The 17,259-nt window shown below is 71.4% G+C and carries 17 protein-coding genes and 2 pseudogenes; 6 read left to right on the plus strand and 13 right to left on the minus strand.

The genetic code is table 11. The annotated features are described in order from the left end of the window. Window positions 1-2: 2 nt before the first annotated feature. Window positions 3-992 (minus strand): selenide, water dikinase SelD, encoded by a 990-nt coding sequence (gene selD / locus ACIBMZ_RS06810; protein ID WP_396691615.1) that lies wholly within the window; start codon window positions 990-992, stop codon window positions 3-5. Window positions 993-1,162: 170 nt separating this feature from the next. On the opposite strand from selD, the gene ACIBMZ_RS06815 reads away from it, so the two are divergent. The 4 genes from ACIBMZ_RS06815 (at window position 1,163) to ACIBMZ_RS06830 (ending at window position 4,591) form a co-directional block, all read left to right on the plus strand. Beyond that, the gene (locus tag ACIBMZ_RS06815) at window positions 1,163-1,930 is read left to right on the plus strand and encodes an amino acid ABC transporter ATP-binding protein (RefSeq protein WP_162854365.1); all 768 of its coding nucleotides are present in this window, start codon (window positions 1,163-1,165) and stop codon (window positions 1,928-1,930) included. A 65-nt stretch (window positions 1,931-1,995) separates the two neighbouring features. Beyond that, entirely contained in the window at window positions 1,996-2,871 is an 876-nt protein-coding gene (locus tag ACIBMZ_RS06820) for a glutamate ABC transporter substrate-binding protein (RefSeq protein WP_396691616.1), read from the plus strand. A 23-nt stretch (window positions 2,872-2,894) separates the two neighbouring features. Then, window positions 2,895-3,602, plus strand: a complete 708-nt coding sequence (locus tag ACIBMZ_RS06825; protein WP_396691617.1) for an amino acid ABC transporter permease — start codon at window positions 2,895-2,897, stop codon at window positions 3,600-3,602. Beyond that, window positions 3,599-4,591, plus strand: a complete 993-nt coding sequence (locus ACIBMZ_RS06830) for an amino acid ABC transporter permease (protein ID WP_396691618.1) — start codon at window positions 3,599-3,601, stop codon at window positions 4,589-4,591. The genes ACIBMZ_RS06825 and ACIBMZ_RS06830 overlap by 4 nt, the downstream gene beginning before the upstream one ends. Before the next feature lie 71 nt (window positions 4,592-4,662). Here the strand turns inward: ACIBMZ_RS06830 and rny are convergent, their stop codons facing one another. The 11 genes and pseudogenes from rny to ACIBMZ_RS06885 all read right to left on the minus strand — a co-directional run bounded on the left by rny (window position 4,663) and on the right by ACIBMZ_RS06885 (window position 14,263). Then, the gene (gene rny, locus ACIBMZ_RS06835) at window positions 4,663-6,429 is read right to left on the minus strand and encodes a ribonuclease Y (protein WP_396691619.1); all 1,767 of its coding nucleotides are present in this window, start codon (window positions 6,427-6,429) and stop codon (window positions 4,663-4,665) included. After that, window positions 6,426-6,575: a hypothetical protein gene (locus ACIBMZ_RS06840; RefSeq protein ID WP_396691620.1), complete on the minus strand. Its 150-nt coding sequence runs from the start codon at window positions 6,573-6,575 to the stop codon at window positions 6,426-6,428. Before ACIBMZ_RS06840 ends, rny begins: the two co-directional genes overlap by 4 nt. Before the next feature lie 455 nt (window positions 6,576-7,030). After that, window positions 7,031-7,774 carry a regulatory protein RecX gene (locus tag ACIBMZ_RS06845; RefSeq protein ID WP_396691621.1) on the minus strand — a complete coding sequence of 248 codons (744 nt, stop codon included), beginning with the start codon at window positions 7,772-7,774 and terminating at the stop codon, window positions 7,031-7,033. A gap of 8 nt (window positions 7,775-7,782) precedes the next feature. Beyond that, complete coding sequence (locus ACIBMZ_RS06850) at window positions 7,783-8,283, minus strand: hypothetical protein (RefSeq protein ID WP_396691894.1); 501 nt, start codon at window positions 8,281-8,283, stop codon at window positions 7,783-7,785. A gap of 171 nt (window positions 8,284-8,454) precedes the next feature. Beyond that, window positions 8,455-9,009, minus strand: a pseudogene (locus tag ACIBMZ_RS06855) (LAGLIDADG endonuclease); the annotation flags it as partial. 60 nt (window positions 9,010-9,069) lie between these two features. Beyond that, window positions 9,070-9,921, minus strand: a pseudogene (gene recA, locus ACIBMZ_RS06860) (recombinase RecA); the annotation flags it as partial. 185 nt (window positions 9,922-10,106) lie between these two features. Then, a complete protein-coding gene (locus tag ACIBMZ_RS06865; protein ID WP_396691622.1) occupies window positions 10,107-10,307 on the minus strand; it encodes a DUF3046 domain-containing protein in 201 nt (66 codons plus the stop codon). 5 nt (window positions 10,308-10,312) lie between these two features. Then, on the minus strand, window positions 10,313-11,716 hold the full coding sequence (locus ACIBMZ_RS06870; protein WP_396691623.1) for an MFS transporter: 1,404 nt from the start codon (window positions 11,714-11,716) through the stop codon (window positions 10,313-10,315). Window positions 11,717-11,743: 27 nt separating this feature from the next. Then, window positions 11,744-12,445 (minus strand): UdgX family uracil-DNA binding protein, encoded by a 702-nt coding sequence (locus ACIBMZ_RS06875; protein WP_396691624.1) that lies wholly within the window; start codon window positions 12,443-12,445, stop codon window positions 11,744-11,746. Window positions 12,446-12,528: 83 nt separating this feature from the next. Further along, window positions 12,529-12,903 (minus strand): VOC family protein, encoded by a 375-nt coding sequence (locus ACIBMZ_RS06880; protein ID WP_396691625.1) that lies wholly within the window; start codon window positions 12,901-12,903, stop codon window positions 12,529-12,531. Between the two features lie 19 nt (window positions 12,904-12,922). Beyond that, complete coding sequence (locus tag ACIBMZ_RS06885) at window positions 12,923-14,263, minus strand: aminotransferase class I/II-fold pyridoxal phosphate-dependent enzyme (protein WP_396691626.1); 1,341 nt, start codon at window positions 14,261-14,263, stop codon at window positions 12,923-12,925. 34 nt (window positions 14,264-14,297) lie between these two features. On the opposite strand from ACIBMZ_RS06885, the gene ACIBMZ_RS06890 reads away from it, so the two are divergent. Together ACIBMZ_RS06890 and leuE are read left to right on the plus strand one after the other, a co-directional pair. Beyond that, on the plus strand, window positions 14,298-15,542 hold the full coding sequence (locus ACIBMZ_RS06890; protein WP_396691627.1) for a bifunctional pyridoxamine 5'-phosphate oxidase family protein/GNAT family N-acetyltransferase: 1,245 nt from the start codon (window positions 14,298-14,300) through the stop codon (window positions 15,540-15,542). After that, a complete protein-coding gene (gene leuE / locus ACIBMZ_RS06895) occupies window positions 15,539-16,201 on the plus strand; it encodes a leucine efflux protein LeuE (protein WP_396691628.1) in 663 nt (220 codons plus the stop codon). Before ACIBMZ_RS06890 ends, leuE begins: the two co-directional genes overlap by 4 nt. Before the next feature lie 130 nt (window positions 16,202-16,331). Here leuE and ACIBMZ_RS06900 read toward each other — a convergent pair whose 3' ends face one another. Next, on the minus strand, window positions 16,332-17,258 hold the full coding sequence (locus ACIBMZ_RS06900) for a sporulation protein (protein WP_396691629.1): 927 nt from the start codon (window positions 17,256-17,258) through the stop codon (window positions 16,332-16,334). Window position 17,259 lies beyond the last annotated feature (1 nt).

The following is a 17,259-nucleotide window of genomic DNA, read 5'->3' on the forward strand; positions in this document are numbered from 1 at the left end:
GGTCAGCGCAGCACGATGCGGTGTTCGCTGCGGGGCCGCAGTTCGCCGATCACCGGAGCACCCGGCACCTCACCGGCCACCAGCAGGCCACCCGAGGTCTGCGCGTCGGCCAACAGCAGTCGCTCGGCCTCACCGACGGCGCCGAAGTCGGTCCACGGGGTGACCCATTCGAGGTTTCGGCGGGAGCCACCGCTGACGTACCCGTCCCGCACCGCCTCGACGGCGCCGGTCAAATAGGGCACCCGGGCGACGTCGATCACCACGGTCAGTTCACTGGCCCGGGCCAGTTTCGACGCGTGGCCGAGCAGACCGAATCCGGTCACGTCGGTGCCGCAGCGCACACCGGCCGCCACCGCCGCCCGAGCCGCCTCCCGGTTGAGGGTGGTCATCGCGGCGACCGCCTCGGGGAAGCTCTCCCCGGTGTTCTTGTGCCGGGTGTTGAGCACGCCGACGCCGAGCGGTTTGGTCAGCGAGAGCGGCAGCCCGGCCCGCCCGCCGTCGAGGGTGATCAGTTCCTCCGGCCGGACCAGACCGGTGACGGCCAACCCGTACTTGGGGCCGTCGTCGTCGACGCTGTGGCCGCCGGCCAGGTGACACTCGGCCTCCCGGGCCACGTCCCGGCCGCCGCGCAGCACCTCGCGCGCCAACTCCAGCGGCAGTACGTCACGGGGCCAGCAGAGCAGGTTCAGCGCCACCAACGGGGTGCCGCCCATCGCGTACACGTCGGAGAGCGCGTTGGTGGCGGCGATCCGACCCCAGTCGTACGCGTCGTCCACCACCGGCGTGAAGAAGTCGGCGGTGGTCACCACGCCGGTCCGCTCGTCCAGCCGGACCACTGCCGCGTCGTCCCCGTGATCGAGCCCGACCAGCAGGTCGGCCGCGCCGGCGGCGGGACCGAGCCCGGCCACCATCTCCTCCAGCTCGCCGGGTGGGATCTTGCAGGCGCATCCGCCGCCGCGGGCGTACCTCGTCAGCCGTGTCCGTTCAGTCATCAGCCCATGATCTCCGTCACTGCGCGTGAGCACCATCGCTGACCGGCAAACTCGGACTTCAGGTCAGGATCCGGGTCGGTGTTACCGCTCCGTGACCAACTGAGTTGTCTACCGACATGTCGCCCCGCCTACAGTGGCCGCTAACCGAGGGTCATCCGGCCCTCAAAGCAATGAGGGGGACGGTGGACGACGTGACGACGGGCGAACCGCTCATCGTGCTGGACTCGGTCAACAAGTGGTTCGGGCCGTTGCATGTACTGGACGACGTCTCGGTGTCGGTGAACCGGGGTGAGGTGGTCGTAGTGATCGGCCCGTCCGGCTCCGGCAAGTCGACCCTGTGCCGCACGATCAACCGACTTGAGCCGATCAACTCCGGCACCATCACGTTCGACGGCCAGACGCTGCCGGCCGAGGGCAAGGCCCTGGCGAAGCTGCGCAGCGAGGTCGGGATGGTGTTCCAGTCCTTCAACCTCTTCGCGCACAAGACGATCCTCGAGAACGTCACCCTTGGCCCGGTCAAGGTGCGCAAGGAGAAGCCGGCGGCGGCCCGCGAGCGGGGTCTGGCCCTGCTCGACCGGGTGGGCATCGCCAACCAGGCCGACAAGTACCCGGCCCAGCTCTCCGGCGGTCAGCAGCAGCGCGTGGCGATCGCCCGGGCGCTGGCCATGCAGCCCAAGGCGATGCTCTTCGACGAGCCCACCAGCGCACTCGACCCGGAGATGGTCGGCGAGGTGCTGGAGGTGATGACCTCGCTGGCCCGGGACGGCATGACCATGGTCGTGGTGACCCACGAGATGGGCTTCGCCCGGCACGCCGCCAACCGGGTCATCTTCATGGCCGACGGAAAGCTGGTCGAGGAGTCCACCCCGAACGAGTTCTTCGCCAGCCCGAAGACCGACCGGGCCAAGGACTTCCTCTCCAAGATCCTCACTCACTAGTTCCGACCGAATAGGAGCACGCCGTCCCCCCGGCGGCGGAGCTTTGTCGCAGAAGGAGATGAAAAGTGCGTATTAAGCGCATAGCGGCGTTTGCCGCGGCAGCCACCCTCGCCCTCGGCATGACCGCCTGTGGCGGTGACGACGCCGACGACGCCGCCGGCGAGACCAAGGACTTCGCCGCCGGCAGCACGATGGAGCGCCTCAACAAGGCACAGTCCATCAAGATCGGCACCAAGTTCGACCAGCCGCTGTTCGGCCTCAAGGGCCTCGACGGCGACCCGCAGGGCTTCGACGTCGAGATCGGCAAGGTCATCGCCGCCGAGCTGGGCATCCCGGAGAGCAAGATCGAGTGGGTCGAGACCCCGTCCGCGGTCCGCGAGCAGCGGATCGAGGAGTCGGCGGTCGACCTGGTGATCGCGACCTACACGATCAACGACACCCGCAAGGAGCGGATCGACTTCGCCGGGCCGTACTACATCGCCGGCCAGACGATCCTGGTCCGGGCCGACGAGAACGAGATCACCGGCCCCGACTCGTTCAAGACCACCACCAAGAAGATCTGCTCGGTGCAGGGTTCGACCCCGGCCAAGAACATCGAGCCGTACCTGAGCAACGTCGCCGAGCAGCTCGTCGTCTTCGACGTGTACACCAAGTGCCTCGACGCCCTCAAGGGCGGCCAGGTGGACGCGATCACCACGGACAACGTGATCCTGACCGGCTACATGTCGCAGAACGAGGGCCAGTTCAAGCTCGCCGGTGAGCCCTTCACCGAGGAGCCGTACGGCATCGGCCTCAAGAAGGGCGACAACGACTTCCGCACCTTCCTGAACGACACCCTGGAGGCGTCCTTCGCCGACGGCCGTTACCTGAAGGCCTGGAAGGACACCGCGGGCAAGGTCGACTCGACCGACCCGAAGATCCCGACCGTCGACCGCTACTGATCCCTTAGCTGAAGGGTGATTTCGTGAACGTCCTCGTCGACAATTTCGACGTCTTTCGCAGTGGATTCTTTGTCACTCTTCAGCTCTGCATCCTGTCGGCCACGGGGGCGTTGATCCTCGGCGTCCTCGTGGCCGTCATGCGGATCTCGCCGGTGCCGCCACTGCGGTGGCTCGGCGGAGCGTATGTCACGGTGCTGCGCAACTGTCCACTGACGATTGTCATGTTCTTCGCGGCGTTCGGTCTCCCGGCACTCGGGTCCAACGCCGACTTCCTCCGGATCCCGGGGCTCGACGCGGTCTTCCAGCGTATGGGCACCGACCTCCCGTACTTCCGGTTCGCGTTCATCGCGCTGAGCGTCTACACGGCCGCCTTCGTGGCCGAGGCGGTCCGCAGCGGCGTCAACGGCGTGTCGAGCGGCCAGGCCGAGGCGGCTCGGGCCATCGGGCTGACCTTCACGCAGAACCTGCGCTTCGTCGTCCTGCCCCAGGCATGGAAAGGAGCGATCGTGCCGCTCGGCAGCGTGCTGATCGCCATGATCAAGAATTCGGCGCTGGCCGGCTTCTTCGGCGTCGCCGGAGACCTCTCCGCCAGTGGCCAGGCGCTCACCAGCGTGGGTGGCCTGCCGATCATCCCCGTCTTCATCGGCATCAGCCTGGGCTACCTGATCCTCACGGTCCCCCTCGGCCTGATGCTGGACCGGATCGAGCGCCGTCAGGCGGTGGCCCGATGAGCAACCAGACGATGTCCGTCCTCTACGACGCCCCCGGTCCGCGCGCCCGCCGGATCACCATCATCTCCAGTGTGCTCGCCGCCGTCGCGGCCGTCGCCGGTGCCTACTTCCTCATCTACCGGCCGCTCGACGAGCGTGAGCAGTTCGCGATGGAGAAGTGGGGACCGCTGGTCGACCCGAGCAACGAGGTCTTCGGCCAGGTGTGGACCCAGCTCGGCCAGGGCTTCCGGGCCACGCTGATCGCCGCCGCGCTGGCCATCGTCAGCTCGCTGATCTTCGGTACCCTGCTCGCCATCCTGCGGGTGCAGCTCAAGGCGCTGATGCGCCGTCGCTTCACCACCCTGGCGCCGCCGGTGGCCCTGGTCGTACGCGGGCTGAGCTGGGTGCTCAACGGCGTGACCAAGTTCTTCGTCGAGGTGTTCCGGGGACTGCCGGTCGTCATCACGATCTTCTTCTGCGCCAGCGGCCTGCCGGTGCTCGGCGTGGACCTGGGCAGCATCCTGTGGTATCTGGTGATCGGCCTGACCATCTACAACGGTGTGGTCATCGGTGAGATCCTCCGCTCCGGCATGGAGGGCCTGCCCGGCGGCCAGCGCGAGGCGGCCGACGCGATCGGTCTGACCTCGTTCCAGGCGACCCGGATGATCCTGCTGCCGCAGGCGTTCCGGATCATGCTCCCGGCGCTGATCAGCCAGCTCGTCGTGGTCTTCAAGGACACCTCGCTCGGCTTCATCATCAGCTACGAGGAGGTGCTCCGGAAGAGCAGCTTCATCATCCAGGTGCTGGACAACCCGATCCAGGTGTACTTCGTCGTCGGTGTCATCTACATCGCCGTCAACTACCTGCTGTCGAAGCTCGCCGAGTACGCCCAGCGGCGCCTCGCCCAGGGCCGTCGGACGATCAAGAAGCCGGAGCCGACGCAGGCCGCCCCCATGACGGGATCGGCCACCCCTCAGGAGACCGAGGCGGTGGCGGGCACCACCACCTGACCTCGATCAGGACGCAACACCCCAACCGGATGGCCGGTCGGAGGCGAGAAGCCACCGACCGGCCATCGGCGTCAGCGGGCGATCTCGGTGACCCGGGACTCGCGGACCACCGTCACCCGGATCTGCCCCGGGTAGGTCAACTCCTCCTCGACCTGCTTGGCCACGTCGCGGGCCAGCACCGCCGCGCCGATGTCGTCGACGTCGTCCGGCTTGACCATCACCCGGATCTCCCGGCCCGCCTGCATCGCGAAGACCTTCTCCACGCCGTGCTTGCCGGCGGCGATCTCCTCGATCCGCTCCAGTCGCTTCACGTACGCCTCCAGGCTCTCCCGCCGGGCCCCCGGCCGTCCCCCGGAACAGGCGTCGGAAGCCTGGGTGAGCACCGCCTCGACGGTCTGCGGCGGCACCTCGTTGTGGTGCGCCTCGATGGCGTGCACCACGTCCTCGCTCTCGCCGTACTTGCGGGCCACGTCGGCGCCGATGATGGCGTGGCTGCCCTCCACCTCGTGGGTGAGCGCCTTGCCGATGTCGTGCAGAAACGCCGACCGCTTGATCAGCGGCACGTCCAGACGCAGCTCGGCGGCCATCACCCCGGCGATGTGCGCGGTCTCCACCAGGTGCTTGAGCACGTTCTGCCCGTACGAGGTGCGGTAACGCAGCCGTCCCAGCAGCGTGACCAGCTCGTCGTGGATCTCGGTGATCCCGACCTCGACCAGGGCGTCCTCGGCGGCCCGTCGGCAGAGCTGGTCCACCTCCTGGCGGGCCAGGTCGTGCACCTCCTCGATCCGGTGCGGATGGATCCGCCCGTCGAGCACCAGCTTCTCCAGCGTCAGCCGACCCACCTCCCGGCGTACCGGGTCGAAGCAGGACAGCAGCACCGCCTCAGGGGTGTCGTCGATGATCAGGTTGACGCCGGTGACCGACTCGAAGGCCCGGATGTTGCGGCCCTCCCGACCGATGATCCGGCCCTTCATCTCGTCGCCCGGCAGGTGCAGCACACTGACCACGCTCTCCGCGGTCTGTTCGCTGGCCACCCGTTGGATCGCGTCGACCACGATGTGCCGGGCCCGCTGCTCGGCCGTGGACCGGGCGTCGGACTCGATGTCCCGCACCAGCAGCGCCGCCTCCCGCTTGGCCTGGGTCTCGATCGCCTCGACCAACTCGGTACGGGCCGCGTCGGCGGTCAGTCCGGCCACCCGCTCCAACTCCCGGCGCCGCTGGTTCTCCGCCTCGGCCAGCTCCGCCTCCCGGACGGCCAGCGCCGCCTCCCGCGTCGCCAACGCCGCGTTCGCGGCGGTGAGCTGACGTTCCCGCTCGGCGAGCCGTTCCACCTCCTCGGTGTGCAGCCGCTCCCGCTCGTCCATCCGGGTGGCCCGCCGCTCGACCTCGGCGGCCTGCTCCCGGGTGGTCGCGGCGAGCACCGCCACCTCCCGCTCACCGCTGCGCCGGGCCGCCGTGCGTAACTGTTCGGCGTCCGCCTCGGCCTGCTTGTGTGCCCGTTCCAGCACGGCGTCCGCCTCGGCGCGGGCGTCGTCGAGCACCCGGCGGGCCTCCGCCCGGGCCGACTTCGCCTCCGCCTTGGCTCCCGCCGCCTCGGCGCGCGCCGCGGACGCCGCCGACTTGGCCACGTCGATGGTGCTGTTCACCTCGTCGGCGGCGGACCGCAACGCCGCCAGCGACTGCTCCTGACGGTCCTTCTCCGCGATGTACGCGGGGTCCTCGGGCGCCGGGCGGGACTGCATGCCGCGCAGCACCCGCAGCCCGAGGAAGGCCGCGCCGAGCACCACCACGGTCAGCAGCAGGACGGCGACCAGGAGCACCACGTCCAGGCCCCTCATACGGCGGCTCCCCGGGCTGCGGCACCGGTCGTCACGGTGCGGCGCAACGGCGCCGCCGGGTGCTCTCCCGGCGACCCTGAACTCTGCTCACCGTCGTCGGTGGCCTCCGCACCCGCCGCAGCGGGTGCACCAGTCCCCCCGCTCATGTCGGCCACCCGATGGACCCGTACCGCCTCGACATGGCGCGCCTCCCCTGAACGTCGCGCCGCAGGCAGCATGCCGGTGGGCACGCTCCTACGGCTCTGGACGCCCGACCGGAGCGCCTGGCCGTGGGATGGCTTCCTCCGCCGACCGGTCGCTGGACCGTCGGCGGGCCGGGTGCAGTTGTCCCGTCGACCCGGACCGGCCTGTCCGTGCTCGACGTATGCAGCCGGCGAACCGGCCAAAGTGATGCTGTTCTGTTACGAGATCTATGTTGTGCGCTTAGCCTGCGCCGGTCGGGCAATGTGAGCCTTTATGGCGAGGCTAGGACTCCAACGCTCTCCGGTCAAGAAGTCATGATCAAACCACCCGGACGGAGAGAAGTTGTGCAGTCACTCTGCGCCACCGCAGAGTCGGACTTCAGCGGACAAACGCCACCGGTGAACGGACCGGCCTCCGGTCAGTCGCCCGAACCGCCCGCCGCGTCCCCCTCGGCGTCGATCAGGGCGTCCGCGTCGAGGTGCTCGGCGAACTCGGCCGCCTCGGCGCTCTGCGCCGCCAGGGCGTCCTTCACCGCGCGGATCGCCACGCCCGGTGGATAGCCCTTGCGGGCCAACATGCCGACCAGCCGCCGGAACACCGCATCCGGCTCACCCCGAGCCGTCCGCAGCTTCCGCTCGACCAGGGCCCGCGCGGTCTCCGCCTCGGTGGTCTCATCCAACTCGTCCAGCGCCTCGCTGGCGGTGTCACCGTCCACGCCACGTCGACGCAGCTCGTTGGCGAGCGCCCGACGGGCCAGCCCTCGGCCGGCGTGCCGGCTGCTCACCCAGGCCCGGGCGAACGCGGCGTCGTCGATGATGCCGACCTCGTCGTACCGATCGAGGACCCCGACAGCGGTCTCCTCGGAGATGCCCCGTCGGGCCAGCGCGGTGGCCAACTCGGCACGGGTGCGCGGACGCACCGCGAGCTGCCGCAGGCAGATCTCCCGTGCCACCTCGGCCTCGTCCCGGGGTGGACCCGCTCTTCGACCACCCGCCGCCCCGTCGGTCGACGGCGTGCCGGAGCCCGTCCCGTCGTCGGGCGGACCGGCGGCCGGGCCGGACCCGGCGGCGCGGCGACCTCGGCGGGGGCGAGGGGTGCCATCGGCCGTACGAGGCGGACTGGCATCCCAGCCCCGCCCCGTACGCCCGCGTCGTCCAGCCATGAGTCAGATCAGAAGTCGACCGGCGGCAGCTCCGGGCCACCGGCGGCATCGCCCACGCCGGCCCCGACACCGAGCTTCTCCAGGATCTTCTTCTCGATCTCGGCGGCCACGTCCGGGTTCTCCCGGAGGAACTCGCGGGCCTTCTCCTTGCCCTGGCCGAGCTGGTCACCGTCGTAGGTGTACCAGGCGCCGGACTTACGGATGATCGCCTGCTCGACGCCGACGTCGATCAGCGAACCCTCACGGGAGATGCCCTTGCCGTACATGATGTCGAACTCGGCCTGCTTGAACGGCGCGGCCACCTTGTTCTTGACGACCTTGACCCGGGTGCGGTTACCGACCACGTCGGTGCCGTCCTTGAGGCTCTCGATGCGACGCACGTCGAGCCGGACCGAGGCGTAGAACTTCAGCGCCCGACCACCCGTCGTCGTCTCGGGGCTGTTGTGCACCATGACCCCGTCGACGAAGTAGTTGTGGTTGCCCTCCACCTCGATGTCGAACCGGTTCATGGAGCGGGCCTTGGGCTTGACCCGGACGTCGATGACCCGGGCGGGGACCGGCGTAAGCTCCTCCGCGACGAACTGCGGCTCGACGGCGTACCGGCCACGGAAACGCGGCAGCAGCTTCGACTCCATCGCCACCGGCACGTACGGAGCGACCAGCTCCTGGAACCTCGCCGACGACTCGGTGGTGAAGATGATCGACGCCGTCTGCCGCGCCCCACGGGAGACCAGCTTCACGTCCATGCCGTACGCGTCACGCAGGTGCTCGACCAGCCGGTCGCGGCTGCCCTCCGCCATCGCCTCGACGCAGATCTCGATCCGGCCGGAACCGCCGGCCGTGCGCGTCTGCGCACCCCTGGACCGGACCGTGAAGCAGCCGTCGTCCATGTACCACACCGCGAGGGCGAGCGGGGTCAGCGCCTTGAGGTAGTCCCAACTCAGGTGCTTCTTACCGTCACCCAGGTAGACGGCCCGACGCAGTTCGTCCAGCTCCGGCAGCGGCGTGAAGTCGACGAAGGCCGCGCCTCGGGAGTCGCTGCGGCGGGAGTGCCCGATGTTGTCGAGCAGCGAGACCTTCCAGTCGAGGTAGTCGACCTGCTGTGCGCCGTGACCGAGGCGGAAACGGACACCGGAGCGGTCCCGGCGGTTCGGCGAGAGAGCGCCGTCGCCCATCAGCGAACCGAGCACCACCTGCCACTGCTGCTCACTGAGGCGCCGCGCCTCGGCCAACATCACCCGGTCACCGGCGATCACCTCGCCCGCCTCGCGCCAGCCACCGGGAGTGCGGATCAGGTGGTTGGCGGTAGCGGCGAACTGCGCCCGCCCGTTGCCGCCGGACTTGGCGACGGTGAACTGGAGGAACTGCTCGGCCGGACCGTTGTTGAACCAGTTGACGATCCGCTTCGGCTCGACCCGGTCGGTCTCCGGGTCGTAGGAGAGGACCTCGACGTCCATCCGCTGGTTGACGATCTTGCCGATCTTCTCCTGGGTGCCGTCGGCCAGGGTGACCCGGGTCGAGTACGACATGCACCCGAACATGACGCCGATCTTCTCGCGGAGCTGGTTGATGAAGATCGCGGTGGTGCCGGTGTTGTTGAGCACACCGGTGATCTTCCGCAGCGCCTGGCTCATCAACCGGGCCTGTAGACCGACGTGGCTGTCGCCCATCTCGCCCTCGATCTCGGCGCGCGGCACCAGCGCGGCGACCGAGTCGATCACGATGATGTCGATGGCGCCGGAGCGGACCAGCATGTCCGCGATCTCCAGCGCCTGCTCGCCGGTGTCCGGCTGGGAGACCAGCAGGGCGTCGGTGTCGACACCGAGGGCCTTGGCGTACTCCGGGTCGAGCGCGTGCTCGGCGTCGATGAACGCGGCGATGCCGCCGGCCCGCTGGGCGTTGGCCACCGCGTGCAGGGCGACCGTGGTCTTACCGCTGCTCTCCGGGCCGTAGATCTCGACGACCCGGCCCCGGGGCAGGCCGCCGACACCGAGCGCAACGTCGAGGGCGATGGAGCTGGTGGGGATCACCGCGGTCTGGATGACCGGCCGCTCCCCCAGCCGCATCACCGAGCCCTTGCCGAACTGTTTATCGATCTGAGCGAGAGCAAGGTCGAGTGCCTTCTCCCGGTCCGGCCCTGCCGCCATCGTTGCCACCCCTGCCTTCGCCGGCGTCTTTCCTGAGCTTCGCGTCACGCGGGACACGCTAGGCGCTGGGTCCGACAGAAAACCAGCCGACGGGCCGTGATCTGTGGACGAGCGCCCCGCTGTGGACAATAGCCGAACAGGTGTACGAGTCGGCAAGGGACACGCGGAAGTAACGAATCGGCTGCTCAGCGTAGCCGGGCGGGCACCCGGTCCGGATAGGCGGCGACCACCGCGCGCCACACCACGTGCGTCTCCGTACCGGCCGCGAGCGCCTGCTCGACGGTCCGCCCGCCGAGCTGCGCCAGCACCTGGTCACGGGCGATGCTGGCCGCGTAACCGGGGCCGAACGCCTCCTCCAGCCGCGTCCAGAAGTCGGTCAGCCGCACGTCGATCAGTCCTCCTCGTCCGGTGCGCCCACCGGCACCGGCCGCAACGCTAGCGCCAGCAGGGGGGCCACCGCGACCGCCGCCAGCAGGGTCAGCACGGGATATCCCGACACCTGCACGACAAACCCGCTGATCGCGCCGGCCAGCGCACCGGCCAACCCCATGAGCAGGTCGGACAGGCCCTGAGCGCTGGGGCGTACCGCGTCCGGCACGGACTCCGACAGCAGCGTGGAACCGGCCACCATGGTCGCCGACCAGCCGAGCCCGAGCAGCACCAGCCCGACGACCAGCCGGGGGGTGTCATGCCCGGCGGTGCCGGCGACCGCGCAGGCGGCGAGCAGCGTGCCGGCACCGCCGAGGATCACCGCCCGGCGGCCGAGCCGGTCGGCGAGCCAGCCGACCACCGGCGCCAGCGCGTACATGCCGGCGATGTGCAGGCTCAGCACCAGCCCCACCACCGGCAGCACCTCGTCCACCGGGTGGAACTCCCGCAGGTGCACCGGGGTCATCGCCATCACGGCCACCATCACCAGGTGACCGACGGCCACGGCGGCCACGCCGAGTCGGGCGGCCGGTCGGGTGCGTACCACCGACCAGGCGGCGCGCATCCCCGCACCGCGCCGGGCCGGCGGCACGGGCACGGGCTCGGCCGCCACCGGGTCGCCGGGCGGCGGCGCGGGGACGGGTCGCTCACCGGCCGGCGCGGACACCCCGCGACCGGGGGCGTCCGGGACGGCCGCCACGAGACGGCGCGCGGTCAGCAGCGGGTCGGGCCGCAACCGCACCAGGAGTACGCCGGCGGCGAGCACGAACGCGGCGGCGCTGAACGCGAACGGGCCGGACAGCGCCGGCAGCCCCCAGCTGCCGGTGACGCGGTCGGCCAGCGCGGCGAAGTTCGGGGCGGCCACCGCGCCGACGGTGGTGGCCCAGACGACCAGGGACAGGTGCCGGGCACGGCGGGCCGGCGCGGCCAGGTCGACGGCGGCGTAGCGGGCCTGGAGGTTGGCCGCCGACCCGCCGCCGAACAGCAACATGCCGAGGAAGATCAGCGGGATCCACCGGGTCGCCGCAGCCACCACGATCAGCGTCCCGCCCAGCGCGCCGACGCCGTAAGCCACGGCCAGGCCCGGCCGGCGGCCGTGCCCGGTGATGACCCGGGTGATCGGCACGGCCAACAGCGCACCGCCGACCACGGCGGCGCTCTGCGCCAGACCGGCCGCGGCGGTGCCGGCGATCTCGGCGACGAGCAGTGCCCCGACGGCGAAGCCGATGGTCACCCCGATCCCGCCGAGCACCTGGGTGCCGCAGAGCAGGCGCAGGGTACGCCGCTGGAGCGACACGACGTCGACGGGCGCCGGTGAGGCCACCCGGGACTCGTCGTGGTCGCGTTCGTGCAGATGCTGCCGCATGGCGGCAAGTGTGGCACCGCCGGACGGTCACCGGGTGAGCGCGCGGGCGGCCACCGTCAGGTCGGCGACGAGACCGTCGTAGGCGATGTCCTGGTTGTCGGCGCGCAGCACCGCCGACGGGTGGATGGTGGCCAGCAGCCGGGCGGCGGGGGCGTCGGTGGTGTGCCCGGCGCTGTCCGTCGGGACCCGCTGGAAGTCCTCGGGATGCTGTGCGGCGGCCGGCCAGGGCAGCAGTTCGCCCCGCTGGCGGGTGACCCGGAACGTCGGGCCGAGCAGCGCCTTGGCGGCGGTCGCGCCGAGCACCACCACGATCTCCGGGTGCAGGCGGGCGAACTCGGCGACCAGCCACGGCCGGCAGGCGGTGATGTGCACCCGGTCCGGCGTCTGGTGGATGCGGCGCTTGCCTCGTAGAGAATGCCGGAAGTGCTTCACCGCGTTCGTGATGTACAGATGTCGAGGGTCCAGCCCCGCGTCGTCGACCGCCTTGCGGAGCAGCCGACCCGCCGGACCGACGAACGGCAGTCCCTTCTGGTCCTCCAGGTCGCCGGGCTGCTCGCCGACAAAGACCACCCGGGCGCGGGCGTCGCCCCGACCGAAGACGGTCTGCGAGGCGTCCCGGTACAGCTCGCAGCCCCGGCAGCCGGCCGCGGCGGCGCGCAGGTCGTCGAGCGTGTCGGCCTGTGGCGGGATGAACCGTTGGGCGCCGGGCGCGGTGTCGGTGTCGGACATGTCGACTGTTCTACCCCGTGTGGCGCGGGCCACGCGAACGAGGCCGGCAGTTCGACCGTACGGGCAGGTCCCGGGCGTGGGCCTCAGTAGCAGGCGATCTCGACGAGGTTCCGGTCCGGGTCGCGTACGTAGACGCTGGTCATCTCGCCCAGCGCACCGTCGCGGCGGACCGGCCCGACCTCCACCGGGACACCGGCGCGGGTCAGGTCGGCCAGGACGGCGTCGATCGAGCCGGCGCTGACCAGGCACAGGTCACCGGAGCCGGGGGTGGGTGCCACCGCCTTCGGGTCGAAGGTGTGGTCGGCCTGGTGCAGGTTGATCTTCTGGTCGCCGAAGTGCAGCGCCGTCCGGTCCCCGTTGCGGACCACCCGCATGCCGAGCACGTCGGCGTAGAAGGCGGTGGTGCGGTCGACGGACTCGACGGTGAGGACGAGGTGGTCGAGTCGGAGGATCTCCATTTCCGGAACCTAACAGGGCTCAGGCGCTGAAACCGGCGGGTGGGGCGGGGCGGGCGGCGCGGGCCAGCGCGTCGGCCAGTGCCGGCAGGTCCGCCTCGTCCAGCGGGCTGACGGTGATCCGCAGCGCGGGCGGGCCGGCGATGCGGTAGAGCGCGCCGGGGGCGGCCAGCCAGCCGGCGTCGCGCAGCACGGTCGCGGCGAGGGTCTCGTCGGCCACCGGCAGCCACACGTTGATGCCGCTGCGCCCGTGGGCGGGCAGGCCCCGGGCGGCCAGTGCGGCGATCAGCCCGGTGCGCCGTCGTTCGTACCTGTCGGCGGCCCGCTCGATCGAGGCGGCCACCGCCGGGTCGTGCCAGAGCGAGAGCACCAGGCGTTGCAGCAGGGTGGAGACCCAGCCGGCACCGACGCGGGCCCGTCCGGCCACCCGGGCCACCGTGGTCTCGTCCCCGGCCAGCACGGCCAGCCGCAGGTCGGGGCCGAACGGTTTGCTCACCGAACGGAGGAAGGCCCAACTGGCGGTCGCGCCGGCCAGCGGGTGCAGCGGCACCCGGGCCAGTTCGGCGGCGTGGTCGTCCTCGATCAGCAGCAGGTCGGCGTACTCGGCGAGCAGGGCGCGCAGCGCGGCGGCCCGGTCGGCGGAGACGGCCGCGCCGGTGGGGTTCTGCGCCCGGCTGGTCACCACCAGCGCCCGCGCTCCGGCGGCGAGCGCGGCGGCCACCCCGGCCACCATCGGCCCGTCGTCGTCGACCGGTACGCCGATCGGCCGCATCCCGAGCGCGGCGATCAGGTCGAGCAGGCTGGCCCAGCCCGGGTCCTCCACGGCCACCGCGTCACCGGGGCGCAGGTGCGCGCCGAGCAGGCGCTCGATGCCGTCCAGCGCGCCGCCGGTGAGGGTCACCTCGGCCGGGGGAACCCCGTCGGCGACCAGTCGCGCCCGGGCGGCCTCGGCCACCTCGGGCAGCACGCCGACGTCGGGGTAGCCGACCGGCGTACCGGCGGATTCGGCCAGCCGGGCGAGGTGCGGGCCGAGCGGGGGCAGCAGCCGGGTGTCGGGCTCACCGGCGGACAGGTCGCGCAGCCCCGGGGCGGGAGGTGGGCGCAGCGCGGCGCGGCGGGCGGCCACCGGCGGGCGGGGGCGCACCCGGGTGCCGTGTCGGCCGGCGGTGGCGACCAGACCGCGTCGGCGCAGGTCGGCGTAGGCGCGGGAGACGGTGGCCGGGCTGACCGCCAGGTCGGCGGCGAGCGTGCGGACCGGCGGCAGCGGGTCGCCGGGGACGAGGGCGGCGTGGCGGATGCCCGACTCGATGCTGGCCGAGATCTCGACGGCCGTCGCACCGGTCACCTGATAGCGTGCTGACACAAACAAGAGATTGTACTAGAACAAAGGTGGGAGCATGTACTCGCCGACCGCCCGCACCACCGCCAGTCGCTCCCGGGAGCGGATGAGCTACGACCGCGACGCCGCGCACGCGGTGCTCGACGAGGCGTACCACTGCGCGCTCGCCTTCACCGTGGACGGTGCGCCCCGCGTCCTGCCCACCCTGCACGTGCGCGTCGGCGACACGCTCTATCTGCACGGCTCCACCGGCAGCCGGCCGCTGCTCGCCGCCCGGGGCGACGGTCTGCCGGTCTGCGTGGCGGTCACCCTGCTCGACGGGCTGGTCTACGCCCGGTCGCAGTTCCACCACAGCGCCAACTACCGCTCGGTGATCGCGCACGGCACCGCCCACCTGGTCACCGACACCGACCTGCGTGCCGAGGTCTTCACCGCCCTGATGGAGAAGACCGGCACCGGCCACGCCGCCCAGAGCCGCCCACCGAACCGGCGGGAACTGGCCGAGACCGCGCTGCTGGCCCTGCCGCTGCGCGAGGTGTCCGTGCGTACGCGCACCGGCGGCGTCCGCGACGAACCCGACGACCTGACGCTTCCCCACTGGGCCGGAGTCGTACCGCTGCGGCTGACCGCCGGACCGCCACAGCCCGACGCCGGGGTCACCGCGCCGGTACCGGCGTACCTGCGGCCGGTCGGCACGCCCTGGCACGAGCCGGCCGAGCTGCGCGGCGCGCACGTCCGGCTGGAACCGTTGGACCTGTCGCACACCGACGAGCTGTACGCGGCCACCACCGACCCGGAGGTCTGGCGGCACCTGGGCGTCCCCCAGCCGGCCGACCCGGCGGCGCTGCGCGACGAGATCGCCACGGCCCTGGCCGCGCAGCACCGTGGCGAGCGGGTCGCGTGGGCGCAACGGTGCGCGGTCACCGGGGTGGTCGTCGGCTCCACCTCGTACTACGAGATCGACGACGACCGGCGGTCGGTGGCCATCGGCTACACCTACCTCGGGCGGCCCTGGTGGCGTACCGGAATCAACACCGAGGCGAAGCTGCTGCTGCTCGGCCGCGCCTTCGACGACCTCGGCGCGGTCCGGGTGGTCTGGCACACCGACATCCGCAACGAGCGTTCACAGCGGGCCATCGCACGGCTCGGCGCCACCCGGGAGGGCGTGCTGCGCAAGCACCGGCAGCGGCCGGACGGCTCGTGGCGGGACACGGTGCAGTACTCGATGACCGCCGACGAGTGGCCGAACGCACATGTCAGGCTGCGGGAAAGGCTTCTCTCCAGGGCCGACGCGGCCGGATGATGTCGGGCGTGCTGGGGATCACCGACATCTGGACGTACGTGCTGGGCACGGTCGCCATCATCCTGCTGCCCGGACCGAACTCGCTCTTCGTCCTCTCCACCGCCGCCCGGCGCGGGGTGGGCGTCGGGTACCGGGCCGCGGGCGGGGTGCTGGTCGGCGACGCGGTACTCATGATCCTGTCCGCCGCCGGGGTGGCGTCGCTGCTCAAGGCGTACCCGCCGGTCTTCCTCGTGATCAAGTACGCGGGTGCCGCGTACCTGGGCTACGTCGGGGTGACCATGCTGCGCGGCGCCTGGCGGCGCTGGCGAAACCGCAACGACCCGGGCACGCCGCGGCTGATCGACGCCGCGAAGCCGGCGGAGATGCGCAGCCCGTTCCGCAAGGCCATGATGATCAGCCTGCTCAACCCGAAGGCGATCCTCTTCTTCGTCTCGTTCTTCATCCAGTTCGTCGACCCGACCTACGCCTGGCCGGCGCTGTCCTTCCTGCTGCTCGGGCTGATCGCGCAGGTCACCAGCCTGCTGTACCTGACCGCGCTGATCTTCGCGGGCACGTTCCTGGCCACCCAGTTCCGTCGTCGCCGCCGGCTGTCGGCGGGGGCGACCACCGCAGTGGGCGCGCTGTTCCTCGGCTTCGGCTTCAAGCTCGCGCAGGGTTGAGGGCGGCTGCGGCTTGTGTGAAAGGAGGGGTCCCCTGCTAACGCCTGAGGTATAGCAGGGGACCCCTCCTTACACCGATGGGCGCGAGGTGCCGCAACGCGGGAAGGTGCGCGGGGTACTGCGGCGGGCGTCAGGTGCCGTCGCCGCCTCCACCGCCACCGACACCCGCGCCACCGGCGGTGCCGCCCAGGCCGAAGCCGGGGACGATCGGCCGGTCGGGCGGGCGGCTGACGTGGGCGGACTCGGTGATGGTGGCCGACCAGTCGGCCTGTGCGGCGGCTGCCGCATGCCGGTTGATCGTCTCGCGCAGCCAGCCGTCCACGACGGAGACCCAGTCGCGCTGGTCGGCGTTGACGTGCCAGATCCGGAACCGGCTGATGCTGGTATGGGTGATCCCGGCCAGCGCCAGCCGGCGGTCGCACCAGAGGATCACTTCGAGGCCGGCGGAGTTGGCCACGAAGATCACCTCCAACTCGGTGATCGGCCCGGCGTAGAGCGGCCCCACCCAGAAACCCCACCGCTGGTGCAGCGGCAGGGTCTGCTCCACCCCCGGCAGCCGCCCGTCGACCAGACCCGCCTGACGCACGCTGAACCCGAGCGTGTCCAACGCGGCCAGGACGTGCTGCTGGGTGGGCAGCGGATGGACGAAGACCGGCACCATGGCGCCCTGGTCCAGCGCCGGGTCGATCGCCACCTCGGTACGCAGCCCCATCCGCAGGCTGAGCAGCGGCACCCCGCCGTACGTGGTCACCGGCGTCTCCCACGGCAGCGGGAACTCGAACGGGATCGAGCGCGCCCGATTGGCCCGCAGCACCAGCGCGTCGGCCACCTGTGCCTGGTGGAACTGCACCAGCCGCCGAGGAGCCTCCGGGTCGTCCGGCTCGACCGAGCTGACCAGGCCGAGCCGGACGTGCAGGACCGGCACGTCGACCGCACCGGCGATCAGGTTCACCCGCCCCGGCAGACGCAGGCCGGGGCGGGTGCTCGGATTGGCCAGCGCGGTCTGCACCGTCAGGCCCGTACCGCCCGACTCCGGTGACACCCCCGTCAGCCGCATC

Origin of the sequence: Micromonospora sp. NPDC049900, assembly GCF_044461025.1 — a bacterium.
GTDB lineage: Bacteria > Actinomycetota > Actinomycetes > Mycobacteriales > Micromonosporaceae > Micromonospora.